Source organism: Streptomyces sp. JLBT605 (assembly GCF_058215555.1).
In genome coordinates, this window is the sequence record NZ_CM177087.1 from 66,100 (window position 1) to 81,767 (window position 15,668).

At 68.6% G+C, this 15,668-nt stretch carries 16 protein-coding genes and 2 pseudogenes; 10 read left to right on the forward strand and 8 right to left on the reverse strand.

From position 1 onward, the window contains the following. Positions 1 to 367: 367 nt before the first annotated feature. From AC4BDD_RS00365 to AC4BDD_RS00375, 3 genes are all read right to left on the reverse strand, one after another. Positions 368 to 778: a hypothetical protein gene (locus AC4BDD_RS00365; protein WP_490688910.1), complete on the reverse strand. Its 411-nt coding sequence runs from the start codon at positions 776 to 778 to the stop codon at positions 368 to 370. 1,049 nt (positions 779 to 1,827) lie between these two features. Then, positions 1,828 to 2,589, reverse strand: coding sequence for an SMI1/KNR4 family protein (locus AC4BDD_RS00370; protein WP_490688911.1), 762 nt, complete (start codon positions 2,587 to 2,589; stop codon positions 1,828 to 1,830). Between the two features lie 768 nt (positions 2,590 to 3,357). Next, complete coding sequence (locus AC4BDD_RS00375) at positions 3,358 to 4,434, reverse strand: pentapeptide repeat-containing protein (RefSeq protein WP_490688912.1); 1,077 nt, start codon at positions 4,432 to 4,434, stop codon at positions 3,358 to 3,360. A 625-nt stretch (positions 4,435 to 5,059) separates the two neighbouring features. On the opposite strand from AC4BDD_RS00375, the gene AC4BDD_RS00380 reads away from it, so the two are divergent. The 3 genes from AC4BDD_RS00380 to AC4BDD_RS00390 all read left to right on the forward strand — a co-directional run bounded on the left by AC4BDD_RS00380 (position 5,060) and on the right by AC4BDD_RS00390 (position 7,014). Continuing rightward, a complete protein-coding gene (locus AC4BDD_RS00380; protein WP_490688913.1) occupies positions 5,060 to 5,272 on the forward strand; it encodes a hypothetical protein in 213 nt (70 codons plus the stop codon). 75 nt (positions 5,273 to 5,347) lie between these two features. Further along, a complete protein-coding gene (locus AC4BDD_RS00385) occupies positions 5,348 to 5,944 on the forward strand; it encodes a hypothetical protein (RefSeq protein ID WP_490688914.1) in 597 nt (198 codons plus the stop codon). Between the two features lie 197 nt (positions 5,945 to 6,141). Then, complete coding sequence (locus AC4BDD_RS00390) at positions 6,142 to 7,014, forward strand: hypothetical protein (protein WP_490688915.1); 873 nt, start codon at positions 6,142 to 6,144, stop codon at positions 7,012 to 7,014. Between the two features lie 353 nt (positions 7,015 to 7,367). On the opposite strand, the pseudogene AC4BDD_RS00395 reads toward AC4BDD_RS00390, so the two are convergent. Both AC4BDD_RS00395 and AC4BDD_RS00400 read right to left on the reverse strand, forming a co-directional pair. Continuing rightward, positions 7,368 to 7,580 (reverse strand): annotated as a pseudogene (locus tag AC4BDD_RS00395) (MobF family relaxase); the annotation flags it as partial. A 98-nt stretch (positions 7,581 to 7,678) separates the two neighbouring features. Then, positions 7,679 to 8,563 carry an alpha/beta fold hydrolase gene (locus AC4BDD_RS00400; RefSeq protein WP_490688916.1) on the reverse strand — a complete coding sequence of 295 codons (885 nt, stop codon included), beginning with the start codon at positions 8,561 to 8,563 and terminating at the stop codon, positions 7,679 to 7,681. 54 nt (positions 8,564 to 8,617) lie between these two features. Between AC4BDD_RS00400 and AC4BDD_RS00405 the strand changes: the two genes are divergently transcribed. After that, a complete protein-coding gene (locus AC4BDD_RS00405) occupies positions 8,618 to 9,007 on the forward strand; it encodes a helix-turn-helix domain-containing protein (protein WP_490688917.1) in 390 nt (129 codons plus the stop codon). Positions 9,008 to 9,012: 5 nt separating this feature from the next. Here the strand turns inward: AC4BDD_RS00405 and AC4BDD_RS00410 are convergent, their stop codons facing one another. Continuing rightward, positions 9,013 to 9,423, reverse strand: coding sequence for a hypothetical protein (locus AC4BDD_RS00410; protein ID WP_490688918.1), 411 nt, complete (start codon positions 9,421 to 9,423; stop codon positions 9,013 to 9,015). A 235-nt stretch (positions 9,424 to 9,658) separates the two neighbouring features. After that, a pseudogene (gene mobF, locus AC4BDD_RS00415) lies at positions 9,659 to 10,603 on the reverse strand (MobF family relaxase); the annotation flags it as partial. A gap of 83 nt (positions 10,604 to 10,686) precedes the next feature. Between mobF and AC4BDD_RS00420 the strand changes: the two are divergent. The 5 genes from AC4BDD_RS00420 (at position 10,687) to AC4BDD_RS00440 (ending at position 12,617) form a co-directional block, all read left to right on the forward strand. After that, complete coding sequence (locus tag AC4BDD_RS00420) at positions 10,687 to 10,884, forward strand: hypothetical protein (protein ID WP_490688919.1); 198 nt, start codon at positions 10,687 to 10,689, stop codon at positions 10,882 to 10,884. Between the two features lie 217 nt (positions 10,885 to 11,101). Beyond that, positions 11,102 to 11,248, forward strand: coding sequence for a hypothetical protein (locus AC4BDD_RS00425; protein WP_490688920.1), 147 nt, complete (start codon positions 11,102 to 11,104; stop codon positions 11,246 to 11,248). Beyond that, on the forward strand, positions 11,245 to 11,397 hold the full coding sequence (locus tag AC4BDD_RS00430; protein ID WP_490688921.1) for a hypothetical protein: 153 nt from the start codon (positions 11,245 to 11,247) through the stop codon (positions 11,395 to 11,397). The genes AC4BDD_RS00425 and AC4BDD_RS00430 overlap by 4 nt, the downstream gene beginning before the upstream one ends. A gap of 374 nt (positions 11,398 to 11,771) precedes the next feature. After that, the gene (locus AC4BDD_RS00435; protein WP_490688922.1) at positions 11,772 to 12,224 is read left to right on the forward strand and encodes a lamin tail domain-containing protein; all 453 of its coding nucleotides are present in this window, start codon (positions 11,772 to 11,774) and stop codon (positions 12,222 to 12,224) included. Between the two features lie 231 nt (positions 12,225 to 12,455). Then, entirely contained in the window at positions 12,456 to 12,617 is a 162-nt protein-coding gene (locus tag AC4BDD_RS00440) for a hypothetical protein (protein ID WP_490688923.1), read from the forward strand. Here AC4BDD_RS00440 and AC4BDD_RS00445 read toward each other — a convergent pair. Further along, entirely contained in the window at positions 12,614 to 13,762 is a 1,149-nt protein-coding gene (locus AC4BDD_RS00445) for a serine hydrolase domain-containing protein (protein WP_490688924.1), read from the reverse strand. The genes AC4BDD_RS00440 and AC4BDD_RS00445 overlap by 4 nt on opposite strands. 462 nt (positions 13,763 to 14,224) lie before the next feature. Between AC4BDD_RS00445 and AC4BDD_RS00450 the strand changes: the two genes are divergently transcribed. Next, complete coding sequence (locus tag AC4BDD_RS00450) at positions 14,225 to 15,028, forward strand: 8-oxoguanine DNA glycosylase OGG fold protein (protein WP_490688925.1); 804 nt, start codon at positions 14,225 to 14,227, stop codon at positions 15,026 to 15,028. Positions 15,029 to 15,668 lie beyond the last annotated feature (640 nt).

Below are 15,668 nucleotides of genomic sequence, written 5' to 3' on the forward strand. Positions count from 1 at the left end.
GCGATAGCAGTGAGCCGGTTCCCCACCCGGTAGCTGAAGTTGTTCGGCCCGGCCTTGCTTGTCAGCCCCTGTGCATAGAGCGCGGCAGGATGGGGCCGGTCCCAAGGCCGCCGGCACCGGAGAACGGCGGCCTCCCTGGTCTGCCCAGGGATGGTTTCGGGCCAACCGGCGTACAGACATCGTCGGAGGCCAAGAGTGCAGCCCGACAGCCCAGCCCACCATCTATCTCATCCGACCTGTTCACAGCTAACTCACCAATGTTGGTGCCGACACCGCTGTACTCCGCGGTGTACTTTCAGGAGTCGCCGAGAGCACCCGGCAGTCGGCGGCGAGCGAGAACGTGTGACCGGTCAGCCCCCCGCCAGGGCTAGAAGGCTTTGTACAGCACCACGAACATCGGTACCGGGCTGAGGAGACTGGCGACGATGCGCGCCGATTGGTACTTCATCTTCCGTGGCAGCGCCCAGCTCACGGCCAGCAGTGGGCAGGAGAGCAGTGTGCACAGGCCAAGGGTGTACTGGAGGTTGTGGAACTGTTCCATCGGTTTGGTCATGCAGCCTGTTTGGGGGCAGGTGTGGGCGTTGAGCCAGTGGAGCCCGAGGAAACAGAGGGCGAGCAGGCCCAGGGTCAGCGTGGTGATCGTCCCGACCATTGGCGCTGTCCGGGCGGCGGGATCCGGTCGTTCCGGGTCCTGCGGTGGGGGCGGCGGGCACGCCGAGTGGTCAGGCACCCCCTGCGGAGAGCCGGAGAGCGAGGAGTGCTGCTGGGGACCGTTCATACCGGCAGTCAAGCTGGGTGAACGACCGGCCGGAATGGATCTCGTACTCAGGTGTACCCGTGCGGGTACTCACTTCGCGCGCCGGACTCGTCCCGGAGTACTCGCCGAGCGGAACCACGCTGAAGTTCGCGCCGGGGCATGAGGATGCCCGCGGCCAGAGCGAGGATCCGCGGGCAACACGATCATGCCCCCTCGACCATCTCCATCCCTGCCGAATCGCCGCTGCCGCTTCCAGCGGGGCGGTCGATGTCAGCAGGGGGTAAAGGCGAGGGCCGGGCGCTGTCGGCCGCGCACCGCGCCCCCTTTCAGGACACGGTGGGGGCGGGTGCGGGGGCGGCTGTGCGGGTCGATGCCTTCGAGCGGGCGCCGTCACACAGCAGGCTCACGACCGGCCCTGGGGAGTCTCCCGTCGCCCCGGGGCCTGGGGGCCTGATCGTCGCAGTCCAGTTGCCCTTGCGGATGCTGATCGTTCCGCCGCTGAGGTCAGGTCCGGGCCTCCAGCCACGCGCACGCGCGCGGGCGAAGCCGGCCCTCAAAACCCTGTCCACCCTCGCCGCCGACATCCACTCGCCTGCCAGTCTCTCCCCGCACTCGAGCACGATCTGCTCCTGTGGCGCCCGCTTCAGCGTGACACCCTCCGCCGCGAACACAGACGTCAGCTCCGCCACCACCGCGTCCGCGGACAAGGTCCCGCCCGTGGATGCGGGCACCGGCGAGTTGGAGGAGCGCGCCGGAAGCCGCTCGCGGTCCTGGCCAGACTGAGAGCAGGCCGAGGCGGTCACAGCCAACACCAGTACCACCAAGCCTGTAGTCCCCCACCGCTGCCGCACGAAACCGCCCGTCCCCTCTATGCCGTTCACAACCGACCAGTCTCGCACCCCACCAGACCAGCCCTCACAACACGCCCGGGCGACCCGGCCGGGTGCGAGACAAGCCAAGCTCTCTGGGCTGGGCGGCGGAGATCGAACCCAACACCCCGGCTGGCTCCGCTCCTGCCGAGGAATTCTTTTGGCTCCTGGACGCCTACCGCGCCGAACCCGGATGAGGAGCTAGAAGGGCAGATCGTCAACCACAGTCGGCTCGGTTCCCTGCCGCCGGCCCCACTGTCCAGGGACTGCGGCGCATCCCGCCACGAGATGCGCGGGAGTCCGCCCTCGGGCGTGCAACCAGCTGTTGGCCACCAGCCCGTCCTGCCGCAGAAGCAGTCCGGGAGCGGAGTACCAGCGGACCGGGGACTCGTCGTCACCCGTCCACCTGGGGTAGTCCGGGAGGGCGACCCGCTCAAAGAGCCCTGCGACCGAGTCCACGACTTCGGGTGGCAGCTCACACGCGTTGTACAGTTGCTGGTCGCTGAACAGGGACTCGGACAGCACCAGCTCCACACACGCCAGCGAAACCCTGTCCATGAATGGCCGCCATCTGTCCCGCGACTGGACGACAACAGGCGGGTCGGCCGCACCCAGATCATCCAGGCGCACGCCCCAGAAGGCACATCCCTGGTTCTCACTCCGGAAGACCAGCACCCCTCCGAGATCGCCGTGCACGAACAGATCCGACGGCGGCAGCATCGGGTCCTGGTGCTCGAACAACTCGCCACGCCCGCCGAAGAGCAGGTACGCCTCACGCAGAGTCGCGGGGAGCGACAAGCCGAGCCGACCCTCGACCTGCTGCAGATCCGCCTCGTTGACACCGTCGACCGCAGTCAGCGGTGTGTACCAGCCGGCAGCGAAGGCCCGGATGAAATCCCATGCCTCCGCTCGGTCCGATATGCCGCCCCGCATTGCCGCAGCCGCATCGAAGTCGCTCACCATGCGGTGACCGTACTCGCCCCGCCGACGAGTACACCCCCACGCTGAAGTTCCTGAGCGAACTGGAGGACCGCGTGTGCCGCAGCCCTCGATGACCCGGCCACCACTCCCCGCCTCTCCGACCGCATCGAAGACTTGGTCGCACACAGCCGGGCACATGAAGCAGACCGTTACGCCGTGCTGTTCGCCGACGACTGAGCTCCTGCGGACCGTCGCTGGTCCGAGACCGACGAGCCCGCAGCGGACGACGGCACGGGGCCGACTTCGCCAGACCCCCCTCTGTGGGAAGTAGTCGGCGCCGCTGAAGCGCCGGAAATAGCCCTTGTCCTGCAGGTCAGCCCCCTTGTCCATCGGTTCTCCCACGCCTGTCCGAGGCAACATGAGAGGCAACATGAGGGGCAACCTTGGTCGCGGTGGAGGACGTGGCCGCTGCCCTTGAGGTCTTGGCCGGCGCCCTGGCCCAGCTCGATCCGGAGTGCACGGAGATCCTCGCGGTCGTGCCGGTCGCGGCGACCACCGTCGTCGAGCGCTCCGAACGGACCGGAGCCCGGAACCGGCTTGAGCGAGGCCGTCGGCGGCAGACTGCGCCCGGGACAAGTACGGCGCTGCGCCAGGCGCTCGCCGCTCACCGCCTAGCCCGGCACCGTGCTCGCCACCCTGACGTCCTGGCCGCACACCAACGGAACGCGTCCGCTTCCGCAGCGAGAAAGGCATCCGCCTGGGCAGACGAACCCTCAGCACAGAGGCCTGACGGACCCATCGATTGGAGCACTAAGCCGAACGCAGGGGCGGGACGTTCCTCGCGATCGCGGCCGCTTGCAGCACAATGCTCGGCTCGGCGCCGGGATCCTCGAGCATGACGACGCCAGCCGCCTGAACGTCGAAGTCCGTCGGCCAGATGGTGACGTCGCTCGCCAGTGCACCTTCCAACTTCGCCCGCGTGAGGTCGGCACCAGTGAGGTCGGTTCCCCGGAGGTCAGCCAGTCTCAGATCCGCGCCGGTGAATTTGGTGCCATGGCCCCGCGCCTTGCGCAGGTTTGCTTCCCGCAGGTCGGCGTCGGAGAAGTCAGCGTCACTGAGGTCGGCCCTGACCATGCGAGCGCCGCGCAGGTCGGCTTCGATGCAGCGGCTCTGGTGGAGAATCGATGTCCCGAGCTCTACGTGCCGCATATTGGCCGCGATCAGTGATGCCTTGGTCAGGTTGACCTGGTAGATACTCGCGGCTTCCAGGCAGGCGCCGTCGAAGTTGATGTGGTGCAGCCACAGTCCGTCGCAGTCGGCCCGGCGCAGGTCGGTGTAGCTGACGTTGAGCCAGTCGGGCTTGCGTTCCTGGCACAGGACCCCAAGGCTGGTGAGCGCCACCTGGGCATCCGGGGCACGGGTCTCGAGTGGGGGCACGGAGTTGATAGAGGCTTCCGCCACCGGGGAGTCCTGCCCTTGCGGAGGCCATGGCAGGTGAGTCCGGAGAAACGCGGCCTTGATCGAGATGACCGCCTCCCGGTCGTGCCCCGAATGGTCCGCGATCCGCCACAGCGCGTAGAGGCCACCGATCCGTACATCCGTCTTCTCGCTGCCGAGCTGGTCGACCGCCCGGCTGAAGCGGTCGGTGATGTGTCCCTCCCGGGTGGCGTTGAGCCCCTCCTGGTTGACCCTCAACTGTCGCCAGGTGGCGTACGCGCCGAAGAGGACAACAGCGCCACCGATCGCCTGCACGAGCGTTGTGCGCACGTTGTTCACAGCCCCGAGCCGTTCAGCGGCCGAGATCCTGGCCCCGCCGAGATCGCGCTCGACCACCAACCCCGGCAGCACCACGACAACTACGGCCAGCGCGGCGAGCACGGCCAGCACCGCCGCCACCGTGAGAAGAGCGGAACTGACCCGACGCCGCCGAGAGGCGCCCGGTATGCGGCGGCCACGAGTAGGTCCCCCCGTATCCATGCACACATGATCGCGTACCTATCGGTCAGAGCACTAGGCGCCGAACTTCCTCCCGGGGTTTTGCTGTTCCGAGGCCTCCCTCCCGCTCCAGTGTGTGAAGGAAGTCCCGACATCGACAGGAGGACCCGGCGGACCTCGCCCCAGCAGTCCTCCGTGCGCCGGGCCCAGTCCCGTTCGGTCTCCGCCCCGCTCGCATCGAAGTCGCCACACCAGAGCAAGGCGGTAGGCCATGCCGGGCGGTGCGGCGGCGTACGGCTTCGGCGTAGGACTGGGAGGCGAAGCCGCGGACCACCAGGACCGGGATGCCGTACTCGGCATGCCAGGAGGTGAACGTCTGCCGGTGGGAAACGTTGAACTGGGAGTTGCCAATTCATCTATTGACCGTTGAACTTGAATGGGATTTCTTCCTTCCATCTCCACCGGTCAAGTCGACGCGCCGCAAGCGTCACAGCGTCACGGCTTTTGGCTGGCCAGCTTCCTCTTTACGTCTCGCGAGCAGCCGTTTTCTCGAGATGCGCTTGTGATGGGATCACAGATGTCAAAGGAAGGCCTGGCCTCCGGCGGGCAGCGCCGCAGCTTCTCCGGATGCTCCATCCCCGGCGTCCCGTCACGTACCGGGCCCAAGGGAGCCAGCGCCTGCATGATCAGCGAGGCGGACCAGGACTACCAAGGCGGCAAGAACAGCGCCTTCTACCGCGCCGAACGCATGCTGGAAGGCGACCCCTACCGAATCCTGATCGGCAACTGACGCCTGCGGATGCGGGCGCTGCAGGTTCGCCCACAGTGCCCGCATCCGCGGCCCGACCCCGATAGGCTCGAACTTGTGACCACACCGTCATCGTCTGCCATGTCCGTCAGCGACAGGATCTTCGGCATCACGGACGCCGCCGACGTCCCCGCGGACACCGCCCACTGGTCGGCCGGCCTGGCAGCCCCCATGGACTGGGGAGCATGGGTGCGCACCGGCATCCACACCGGCCCGGTCAGGATCCGAGCCGAAGTCGCCGACACCGCGCCCCCCATCGAGGAGACCTCGTGGGAGGAGATCGTGGAGATCAGCGTCCGGTCGGTCGAAGGAGACCTGCGCATGACCTCCGGCTACGAGATCGTCCCCGACACCCTCCCGGTGCTCAATCCCCAGGGGCCGGGCTGGTACCGCATCCGGGTCCACGCCCGCGGCCGCTCCCTCAACCCCGACGGAGTCGGCGAAGAGCCGGCCGAGGAATACCTCATCACCGCCTGGCCCCAACCCCCATCGGATCCCGAGGTCATCCGCGGCAGCGCCATGATCGAACAAACCCAGCGCGCCCACGACAAGGACACACCCACCCAGCCCTACGCCCACCCGGAACAACAGCCAACCCGCAAGCCCATGACGGCAGAACGAGCCCGTCTCCTGCGCCGCCTCAAACGCGACTGACCCCGACCGCAGCAGGACGCACGCGGGGCCGGCTCCGGGCAACGCGAGCACGGGATCAAGCAGTGCCCGGAGGACTGAGCGACTACACGAAAGGGCCCTGCCTTGAGGGCCCTTTTCGGCCGGGCGCCGAGCAGGCCCTTGCACCTACATCTCGGATCGAGTAAGAGGGCACCGGCACTGCGGCCGAGCAGGCGGAGATGGTGTCGACCTGGCTGCCGGTGACCAGGCTGGTCGCGCTCGCCGTGTGGCGGGCCGCCCGAGATGCCGGATGCCGCGTCGACGACGTCGAGCTGCACCGGGCCCTGTGGTGGCTCGACGGCCAGTACACACCCGCCCTGTTCAGCGAGCCGCTCCCGCCCTGGACCCACCTGTCCGGCAGCTGGCTGAGGCTGGAAGCGCGTCTGCCGGACCTGGGGCAGCGGGCGCATCAGATCGTCCTCCAGCAGCTGGCCGCGCACGAGAGGGATCTGCTCGCCGAAACCGAGACCCGGGCCCCCGTCCTGCTCGGCGACCGCGTCCGTGCCATCAGGTCCGAGCCCTACCGTGACAGCCACGGCCCCCGGTGGCAGCTTGCCATCGACCACGCCACCAAAGTGATCCAGGAGGCCCACGGTCTGCTGACCGCCAGCCTGTGGCAGCCCAGCCCCCTCGTTCAGCAGGTCGCCGGGCCGCTCCATCCCACACTCGTGTCCTCCCCCGACACTCCGCCCGCGCCTTCCCAAGCCAGTCGGCCCGCCCGGATTCAGCGCCTGGTCCGGCTGACGCACATCGACACCACGATCGGCATCGTCCTGGACCACCACCGTGGCCCAGGCGACGGCGACCTCCAGGGCAGTCCGGTGGCGCCCTTCGGCCAGGCCGTCGCCGCCACCAGCGTGGCCCTGCGGGAGATCCACCGCACCACGCTCGACCTGGAGGAGCTGTGGACCCGGCGGACCGAGGACATGGGCACCTGGGAACGCGAGCACCTGCCGCGAGCGGTACGCGCACACGTGGTTGCTCTCGAAGACCTCGTCGCCGCACTCTCCCGGTTCGCCTTCCACGTCCGCCACCCCGACGAGCCCCACTGAAGATCATCCAGCAGACCGGCAGTCGCCGGTGGCGCGGCCTTGGCCTTCGGCGCTGGCCGGCGGACCTCCGCCTTCGGCGCGCACGCGGTCACCATCGCCTCGCCGGTGCCAGCTGACCCGCACGGGCCGACTCCCTGCTCGCGGTCGAGGTCATGGCGCAGCTGCCGAGCAACGAGGCCCGGCGGGAGGTGATGGCGCTCGTGGAGGTCGCGTGGATCGATCCGGGGCCTGGCCCGATGTGCGTGATCCCGGCTCGGTGGCGGCCTGGCAGGCCAGCGCGTAGGCGGCCCGCTCCCCCAGCGGGTCTGTGCGACCGCATCCTCCAGCCACGCCAGGGTCTTGTCCCGGGCGATGTCCTGGCACAGCTCCAGCACCAAGCGGGTCTCGTCATCCCCGAGCGCCCACGCGACGTGTGCCGTCGGCGGGGGCCGGAACGTCAGGTCCAAGCCCAGCCAGGGTGTCCGTTCCTGGCCGTGTCGGTCCTGGAGGACTGGTTGTGCTCGATGGGCCTGCCCAGCACGGTCTCCCGCCGGGCCTGCGCCGGGCTCTTGCCCTCCGCCAGACACTCCATCTCGGCTGCTACGTGCGCGATCGGACGAGTCTTACACCGTTCGATCAGACGGCGACGACCCTCGGTAGACAGCGGCGCGGTTGGCATGAGTTCTCACCTGTCCATACCCTTGCCGTGGCACGTGACGGATTGGGCGAGCCAGTCGCCGAGAGCGCGAGACACACGCGACGGCGTTTCGACAGGGGCAAGGTGCCCAACCTCGTCCAGCATGATCACGGGTGGACTTCCGGGGAGCAGGTCTTGCAACTGAGCTGCCTGGACGACAGGAATCCAGGGGTCCTGCTCACCCCAGCCGATCGTCACCGCGCAGCTCACCTGCTGCAGGCGTTCCGCGACCGGCCGAGTGTGTTCAGGCCGGAGCGCAGCAATCTGACGATAGAAGGCCGGCTGACCCGACACCCCCAACCACGGCTGACTCAGAGTGTCTACCCAACCGGTTGTCAACTGGTGGCGTGCCGCACCGGCGATGTACTCCTTGACCAGGACCGTGTGGAGCGTGGCTGGGAGTTCCGCGAACACGTCGGCATGGTCGGCGACCAGTCGGAAGAATGGCGATCCCCACGGATCGAGTGTCACGACGTCCCAGAGGAACAGACCCGCGTACTCACTGTCGTGAAGCAGGTGAGACCCGAGTGCCACGGCTCCTCCGATGTCGTGTGCGACGACGTATGGCCTGTTCAGGCGCCAGTACGTGAGCAGCTGAGCGAACCGTGACATCTGGGAGGCAAGATCGATCGGTACTGCCGGATCCTTCGGCGATCTGCCGTAGCCGGGCATGTCCCACAAGAACACCCGATACCTGTTGCTTAGGTACCGTGCAGCCTCCGCCCATACCCGTGACGACCACGGCGTGCCATGGCAGAACACCACATCTCCCAGCGGAGCCCCCTGCTCGGGAGCCAGTACGTATGTTGCGACGCTTGCCCCGTCGACGGTGATGTGGACAGGATCCGGCAGCGGCGATTCCCTCGTATTCATGCCATGAAGCTAGAACCTCAGGTCGACCTGAGGTCAAGCAGGGATAATGGCCCTATGAAGATCGGAGAGGTCGCTCACCGTCTTGGAGTGGCGGTGCATGTACTGAGGCACTGGGACGATGCAGGCGTCGTCGTGCCCGACCGCACACCGTCAGGCCAGCGCGACTACAGCGAGGAGCACCTTCACCGCTTGCGGGTCCTGCGGGCATGCCAGGGCGTCGGCATGAGCCTGCCGGAGATCCGGCAGGTTCTGCACCGAGGTGAACCCGAGAGAACGGGCGCGATCGAGCGGCAACTCCACCGGATCCGGACTCAGCGAGCACAACTCGAGGATGCCGAACGATTCCTCGTGCACGTGATCAACTGCGAGCACGACCTACTCACCAGGTGCGATTCGTGCACGAGATACGCCGCAAGCGTCCCCCTGCGGGAGAGCGAGACGTGACGCCGTCAAGAGCCCGGACGGTCCGCGCGGCGCACCGCGTGAACCCGGGCGGTCAGCGCCCCGGCTGCGAGGCGGGCCCGTTCGTACGGAGAGGCGGTCCGCTTGCGGGTCAGCGGGCGCAGCACGGCTTGGTCCTCGGTGTCGCGCGGGTACAGGACGCGCAGCTCGGCGGTCATCATCCGTCGGCCGGCCGCGCGGGTGTAGTGCTCGACGACCGTCTGCACGATCTGTTCGTCCAGGCCCACCTGGTGGGGGCGGCCGCGCAGGACGTAGGAGAGATGGCGGCGGGCTTCGGCGAGCAGATGGTGGCGCTTGAACGCGCCGCGCATCACGTACACCACGGCGACGACGTCGACGGCCGCCAGCGCTATGTCGACCACCGGCCGCACCCGCGCCCACACCGCTGCGGCCGCCACCCGCGCCCGCCACGCCAGCCGGTAGACGGTGCAGGCGCCGAACGCCCGGATTGCTGAGGCCCGCCATCGCTCGCGCAGCTCGGTCAGCGACCGCAGCTCCGTGCGCTTGGGCGGGCGTGTCTGGTCGGCGGCCTGGCAGGCCAGCGCGTAGGCGGCCCGCTCCCCCGGCGGGGTGACCCTGCTTCTCCTCGTACTTGGCCGTCAGGACGGGCAGCGCGTCCTCGATCTGCTGGCGGCGGGTCGACTGCCAGCCGATGAGCCGCTGGTCGATCCCGGCGATGTCCATGACGGGCCGGCGGCCGGGCGTCACCTCACGCGGCTCCCACGCCCAGCCGAGCCGGGCGGACACCTCCTCCATGAAGTACAGGGTGTAGAGGGTGTCGGCCGCGACGATGTGGGCCAGCAACGAGTCCGCCGACAGGTTGCCCCACGTCCCCTTGTCGTCCAGCCGCCGGGCGCGGATCGACACCACCGCGTGGTCGTGCAGCAGCGGCTTTCCGGCTCGCGATTCGTAGTGCCGGAAGACTGCAGCGATCAGCCCGTCCTTGACTCGGGCGCGGCGCTTGCCGCCGCCTTTCCAGCGGCTCTCCGCGACCGCATCCTCCAGCCACGCCAGCGTCTTGTCCCGGGCGATGTCCTGGCACAGCTCGAGCACCAGGCGGTGCTCGTCGTCCCCGAGCGCCCACGCGATATGGGTCGTCGGCGGGGCCGGAACACCAGGGCCATGGCCAGCCAGGGCGTCCGCTCCTTGGCCTTGTCGCTCTTGGGCGACTGGTTGTGCTCGATGGGCCTGCCAAGCACGGTCGCCCGCCGGGCGCGGACCGGGCTCTTGCCCTGCGCCAAGAGCTCGCGCTCGATCCGGTCGGCGTCCGGGTCCCGGCTCTCCCCCAGGAGCAGTTCGGCCTGCCGCTCGGTCACCACGTCCCCGGCCGTGAGGCCGACCGCGGCCAGTCCCCGACCCTTCCACACACCGGGCGGGACACCGGCTTCGTCCTGGGCGGCGCACAGCGGCGTACCCGGGGGGCGGTGGCCGTCGCCGACCATCACGCCACGGAAGAGGTAGCGTCACCCGTTCCCCAGGCGAACTGGCGACATGCTGATCATCGACCCATGGAACCCCGGCGTTGACCTGCGAAAAAGCGCGATCCGGGGTCCTTCCCGCCGGGCGGGAGGCTATCACCAAGTCTTTACCGGAGCGCCCGCCAGGCGGGCCGCCCGGTCAGCCCGAGACGGTAAGCCGCCGATGTGTGCACAGTCCGCCGCATGACGAATGAACTGATCTGCGCAGACCTCTGCCCGCTGTGCTCGTGCCCGCTCCGGCCAGAGTTCCGCAGCACCCGTCCCTCGGGTCAGCAGGACCACCCGGCCCGCACCTGGTTCTACCGGTACCGCTGCGATCGCTGCGAGGCCGTCCGGCCGCAGCAGTTCTGGGATGTGGTGCGCGCCCTCTACGAGAGCTGACCGTGCCGTGCGATTACTGCGACCCGACCCCGCGCGCCCCACCTACCACTAAAACGCACACCAACCGACTCCACTGTCATCGACCGCACACCAACGCACCACTCCCCCGACAACCCGCCACCACTGAGCACCACGTCACTGACGCCCTTCAACACGAACAGCAATCACCGCCCCCGGCCACCGGTCGGGGGCTTCGTGCTTCCTGGAGGAGTTCACCGTGCCCGCCTACGAAGCCCTTCCCCGCTTCACCGCCGACCTCCACCGCCTCACCCCCGCCCAGCGCCGCCGCTTCCGCCAGGCCGTCGACGCCTTCGTCGACGACCTGCGCGCCGGACGGGGGCGCTTCCGCGCAGCCTCCGCGTGAAGGGCGTCCGCGGCGCGTCCGGCGTCTTCGAGCTGACCTGGGACGGCAACGGTCGGGCGACCTGGCAGTACGGGCCTGAGATAGTCCAGGGCATGCAGCACGTCATCTGGCGTCGCATCGGCACCCACGACGTCCTCACCGGTCCCTGACGCTGTGCCCGGACCGCATCGAGAGCGGAGGGGATGGGCGGTCACCCGCTGGCAGGCTCGGCGCCTGCGCCGAAATGAACCCGCGTCTGTTTGGAGGCTGAACAGCCGGGCACCGCTCAGCCTCCCTTTGGTGCTTGGACCGCTGGGCCGCGCGACCTCAGCTGATCTGACGTCTCGCGGCCGAGCCCCGTGTCCCCGCGGCGGGCAGTTGCCTGGTCAGCGGTTCTTCTCGAAGTTCAGTCGCACTCCCCGTTCGGGGCTTTCGAACTCAATGTCCCAGACCCATAACGCGCCCGACCCGCGGCGATCCGCTCCATAGGGTGATCGGCACGCCGGGGCCATGGGGGGTACCCGGCACATCATCGAGGACATCCATGCTTCGTATCCGTACCGCCGCCTGCGCTGCCGCCATCGCCGCTACCGCCGGCCTGGTGCTCATACCCGCGCAGGCCGAGGCCGCCGGCTCCATCCACCTGTACAAGATCTACTACGACAGCCCCGGCAGCGACACCGGCAGCAACACCTCGCTGAACGCCGAGTACGTGCAAATCAAGAACAGCAAGAGCTACGCGGTCCAGCTCAAGGGCTACACCCTGCGCGACAACACCGGCTACACCTACACCTTCCCCTCCTACCGCATCGGCGCCGGCAAGACGGTGAAGGTCCACACCGGAAAGGGCACCACCAGCGCCGGGCACCTGTACTGGGGCCGCTCCTGGTACGTGTGGAACAACACCAGCGACAAAGCCACCCTCCGCAACAGCAACCGCACCTGGCTCGACTCCTGCTCCTACAACAGCTCCGCCTACGACTACAAAACCTGCTGAACCCGCGGGGACACCGCGCCTCACCGGCCGCAGAAGACTGCAGGGCCCTGCGAAAGCCGGGCCCTGCGGCTCAACCGTCTCCAACACCAAGTCGAGGTGGGACAAGCTCACTACGGCCTGCACCACTTGGGCAGTCGACGGGAATCCCGCTCCTGGTGCGCCACCGCCGCCCGGGCCGCCGCCGAATCCTGTGACGACCATCTGCGCTCTTGAGTCCTGGCCCTCGAGGCCATGGCGCCCCTCAACTGCGGCGCCCGGAAAGCGGCGGCCCAACTCACCGACCAGGCCCGCCCCGCCGCCGGGCACCGGCTCACCAGCGCCGCCTGCACCCATCACAACGGCGACAGTAAACAGGCATGCCGCCGTACGATCGCCGCCAGGCCGGAGTACTAAGAACGCGTCCGGCATAGCTCCTGACCCACGAGTGTGGCCATGGCCTGCTGAGTGTCCTGGCCGCCGTCACGGGTGACGTACACCACGGCGGTCCGGGTCCCGTCTCGGGTGGCGCCGCCCCAGGTGACATAGCCGAGGAGCTCGCCCCGGTGGCCGAAGTAGCTGCCGCCACAGGGCAACGGGATCTCGGCCAGGCCGAGTCCATACCTCACGCCCAGCTCGGGCGCGGGCATGGTGGTCGTCATCTCGTCGAGCTGCGCCGGAGCCAGCAGACGGCCGCCGAGCAGCGCGGCGTAGAACCGGTTCAGGTCGTGCGCGGTGCTGATGATCGAGCCGGAGCCGACGGCCATACTCGAATTGAGCTCCGTGACGTCGATGCCGGTGTCGGTGCCGAACGCGGCGTAGCCCTGGGCGTGCGGGCCCAGGATGGACGGGAAGACGCCGGGAGTACTGGTGTCTCTCAGGTTCAGGGGGCGGATGATCCGGTCCTTCACCTCCCGTGCCCAACTCCGGCCGGTGACCTCGTGGATGATCATGGCGGTGAGAATGTAGTTGGTGTTGGAGTACGACCAGCCAGCGCCCGGGGAGAACTTGGGAGGGTGCCGCATCGCTAGACCCACCAGCTCCTCGAGGGTGTACGTGCGGAACCGCTCGGCCCGGTAGCCGTCCGCGCTGTTCAACGCGGATATCTCCGGCCCGACATCAGCGATGCCGCTGGTGTGCTGCAGCAGCTGCCGCACGGTGATCTGGCCGCCGTCGTTGCCGTTGCCCCGGACCACTCCCGGCAGCCACTGCTCAACGGTGTCCTCCAGGGACATTCGCCCCTCGCCGACGAGTTGCAGCACAACCGTGGCGGTGAAGGTCTTGGTGGCACTGCCAATCCGGAACCTGCCGTCCCGCGGCATCGGCCTGCTTGTGTTCATCGCGGCCGTCCCGGCGTACGCGCTGTCGCGTGCGTCCGGTGACGTCACCTCGGCGTGCACACCGACTGCCCCAGTGTCGTGGATCGCCTCCACCTGCCGTTGGAGCGGATCGGCCGGCCACGGCTTCGCCGCCGCCGTGGGTGCGGTCGATGCAGCGAGGATGACTGTAGCCAGGCTGGTCAGGACGAGCATGCCTCGCCGACGCCTTCTTAACCCATGCATGACAGCCCCTTCTCTGTTCAGGTTGCACGTTTTCAGGGACCGCTCAGGCTGTGGCTCGCGACTGTGTCGCCCCCGGAGCCGGCGGTCGGCAACCATCCCACCAGCAGAGGGGGGATCACCCCATCCGGCTTTCCCCCTGACGTACCGGTGGGCTGTCCTCAGGGCGGTGCCGGGGGCTACCCCCTTAAGGATGCTGAGGATCCCCCCGGCCGGCCCCCGAACAGCAAGATCACGATCTACAGCTGGAGTACTAACCGTCACTCGGCGTGGCCGAACCGCAGAAGCTGAGCCAGAACCGCTTCTCGTGAACAAAGCCAGTACGCGGCGACCCCACCGACCGCCACCATGAACGCGCCGTGTGGGAGTTGCGGAACGTTCTGGCGACCTGAGCACGCACAGAGTGGCTTCGTCCTGCCGCCGGGCCGGTGCAGGATGGCGGAGGACTCTTGGGAGGGGGCGGGGGTGAGACGCCAGGATCTTGCTAATGCGCTGGACGCCGAGCTGATGGAGCGGCTGCTGCCGACTACCGCGGTGCGCGCGATGGGCCGGTGGCTGGCCGGGCCGGGGGCTCGGTATTCAGCCGGCGCCGGCGTTCATGCCGTGGAGTATGTGCCTGCGCACTGGTCGGGCATCGAGCCGTGGCCTGAGCAGCTCTTCGAGCGGTCGCATGCCGAGGCTGCGACAGTCAGCCGCGCCGAGGTAGTGGCGGTTGCGCGAGGGGTAGTGGAAAGTGAGCAGTGGTCAGAAGCTCTCGTCGCCTCGTATGTGTGGGGGCAGGGCAGAACCGGCTACGGCCCGCACCGCCTCAAGGCGATCCTGGCCCAGCCGAACCTCGCTGACGCGCTGGCCTTTGCCGGCGCGGCCCTCCAAGAGGAGGGCGCGGTTGCGGCGTATCGCGTGCTGAACGGAGCGGTGAGAGGGCTGGGACCGGCATTCTTCACCAAGCTCCTCTACTTCCTCGACCTGGCGATGGACGCTCCTGCTACTCCTCGCACGCTCGTCTTGGACCAAAGGGTTGCGCGCGTCGTGCGGGCCCACGCCACGCGGGTCGGGCAGGAGATCGGACTGGCATCAGCGTCGGACGTGGCGGCCTGGACATGGTCGGACGGCCGCTGGACACCACATCGCTACGGGGTCTACCTGCACTGGATCCACGCCGCTACCGGGCAGCTTGTCTCCTCCGGGATCGGGTGGCCCAAGTCAAGCCCGGATCTGCTGGAACTCGCCTTGTTCGACGGCGCATGGGACCCGGCAACGGACACCTGAGGTAATGCCGACTTCCGCTGTGTGCTGGCATGGCCCTCCCTGCGAGCCGGGATCGTCTGACCGCCGCGGTGATCAACGCCCGCCGCTTCATGAAGAGGCACGCGACCTCCGGCCTGGTGCGGAGCCGCCCGGCTGCGAGGTGAGCGGGAGCGTGCCGAGGGACCAGGCCCCGTTCAGCGTCTTGGAGACAGTGCTGGCTGCCGGCGACGTGGAGGCCGTCACGCCATATGAGGATCCCGGGGCCTTGGGGGCGCGCGGCCGCTGGCCCGGCGTGTTCGCCTCGTCCCGCGTCCCCAGTCGGCTGTCGACAGCGTCCGGGGCGCACCGCCCGGGTGCCCCCAGCCCTCGGTCACCTTCACGATTACCCGAGCGGGCTCTACTCCCCACGCGGGACATCGTCGGTCCGCGCACCCGATGCGCGATGGACTCCACCGTGCGCACTCATCTCGGCCAGCCCCGGCGCGGGCGCACGGTGTGTCACGGCCTCGGCCGACCGACGGGGAACTGCCGGGAGCGGCGCCGGACCGGTGGCGGCTTCGGCAACGCGTACGGCGCCGCGCGCAGCCGGACCGCGTCGGTGAGCTGCTTCAGGCGCCTGCGTTGCTCCGGCGAGAGGCGGAGCGGGACCGGTTCGACCATC

Excerpts from the sequence above, each read along its gene's own strand:
- AC4BDD_RS00440 (WP_490688923.1), top strand. The coding sequence starts at position 12,456 with ATGGCGCCCCTCAACTGCGGCGCCCGGAAAGCGGCGGCCCAACTCACC.
- AC4BDD_RS00370 (WP_490688911.1), bottom strand. The coding sequence starts at position 2,589 with ATGGTGAGCGACTTCGATGCGGCTGCGGCAATGCGGGGCGGCATATCG.
- AC4BDD_RS00365 (WP_490688910.1), bottom strand. The coding sequence starts at position 778 with ATGAACGGTCCCCAGCAGCACTCCTCGCTCTCCGGCTCTCCGCAGGGG.
- AC4BDD_RS00380 (WP_490688913.1), top strand. The coding sequence starts at position 5,060 with ATGTCAAAGGAAGGCCTGGCCTCCGGCGGGCAGCGCCGCAGCTTCTCC.
- AC4BDD_RS00405 (WP_490688917.1), top strand. The coding sequence starts at position 8,618 with ATGAAGATCGGAGAGGTCGCTCACCGTCTTGGAGTGGCGGTGCATGTA.
- AC4BDD_RS00390 (WP_490688915.1), top strand. The coding sequence starts at position 6,142 with ATGGTGTCGACCTGGCTGCCGGTGACCAGGCTGGTCGCGCTCGCCGTG.
- AC4BDD_RS00420 (WP_490688919.1), top strand. The coding sequence starts at position 10,687 with ATGACGAATGAACTGATCTGCGCAGACCTCTGCCCGCTGTGCTCGTGC.
- AC4BDD_RS00400 (WP_490688916.1), bottom strand. The coding sequence starts at position 8,563 with ATGAATACGAGGGAATCGCCGCTGCCGGATCCTGTCCACATCACCGTC.
- AC4BDD_RS00435 (WP_490688922.1), top strand. The coding sequence starts at position 11,772 with ATGCTTCGTATCCGTACCGCCGCCTGCGCTGCCGCCATCGCCGCTACC.
- AC4BDD_RS00445 (WP_490688924.1), bottom strand. The coding sequence starts at position 13,762 with ATGCATGGGTTAAGAAGGCGTCGGCGAGGCATGCTCGTCCTGACCAGC.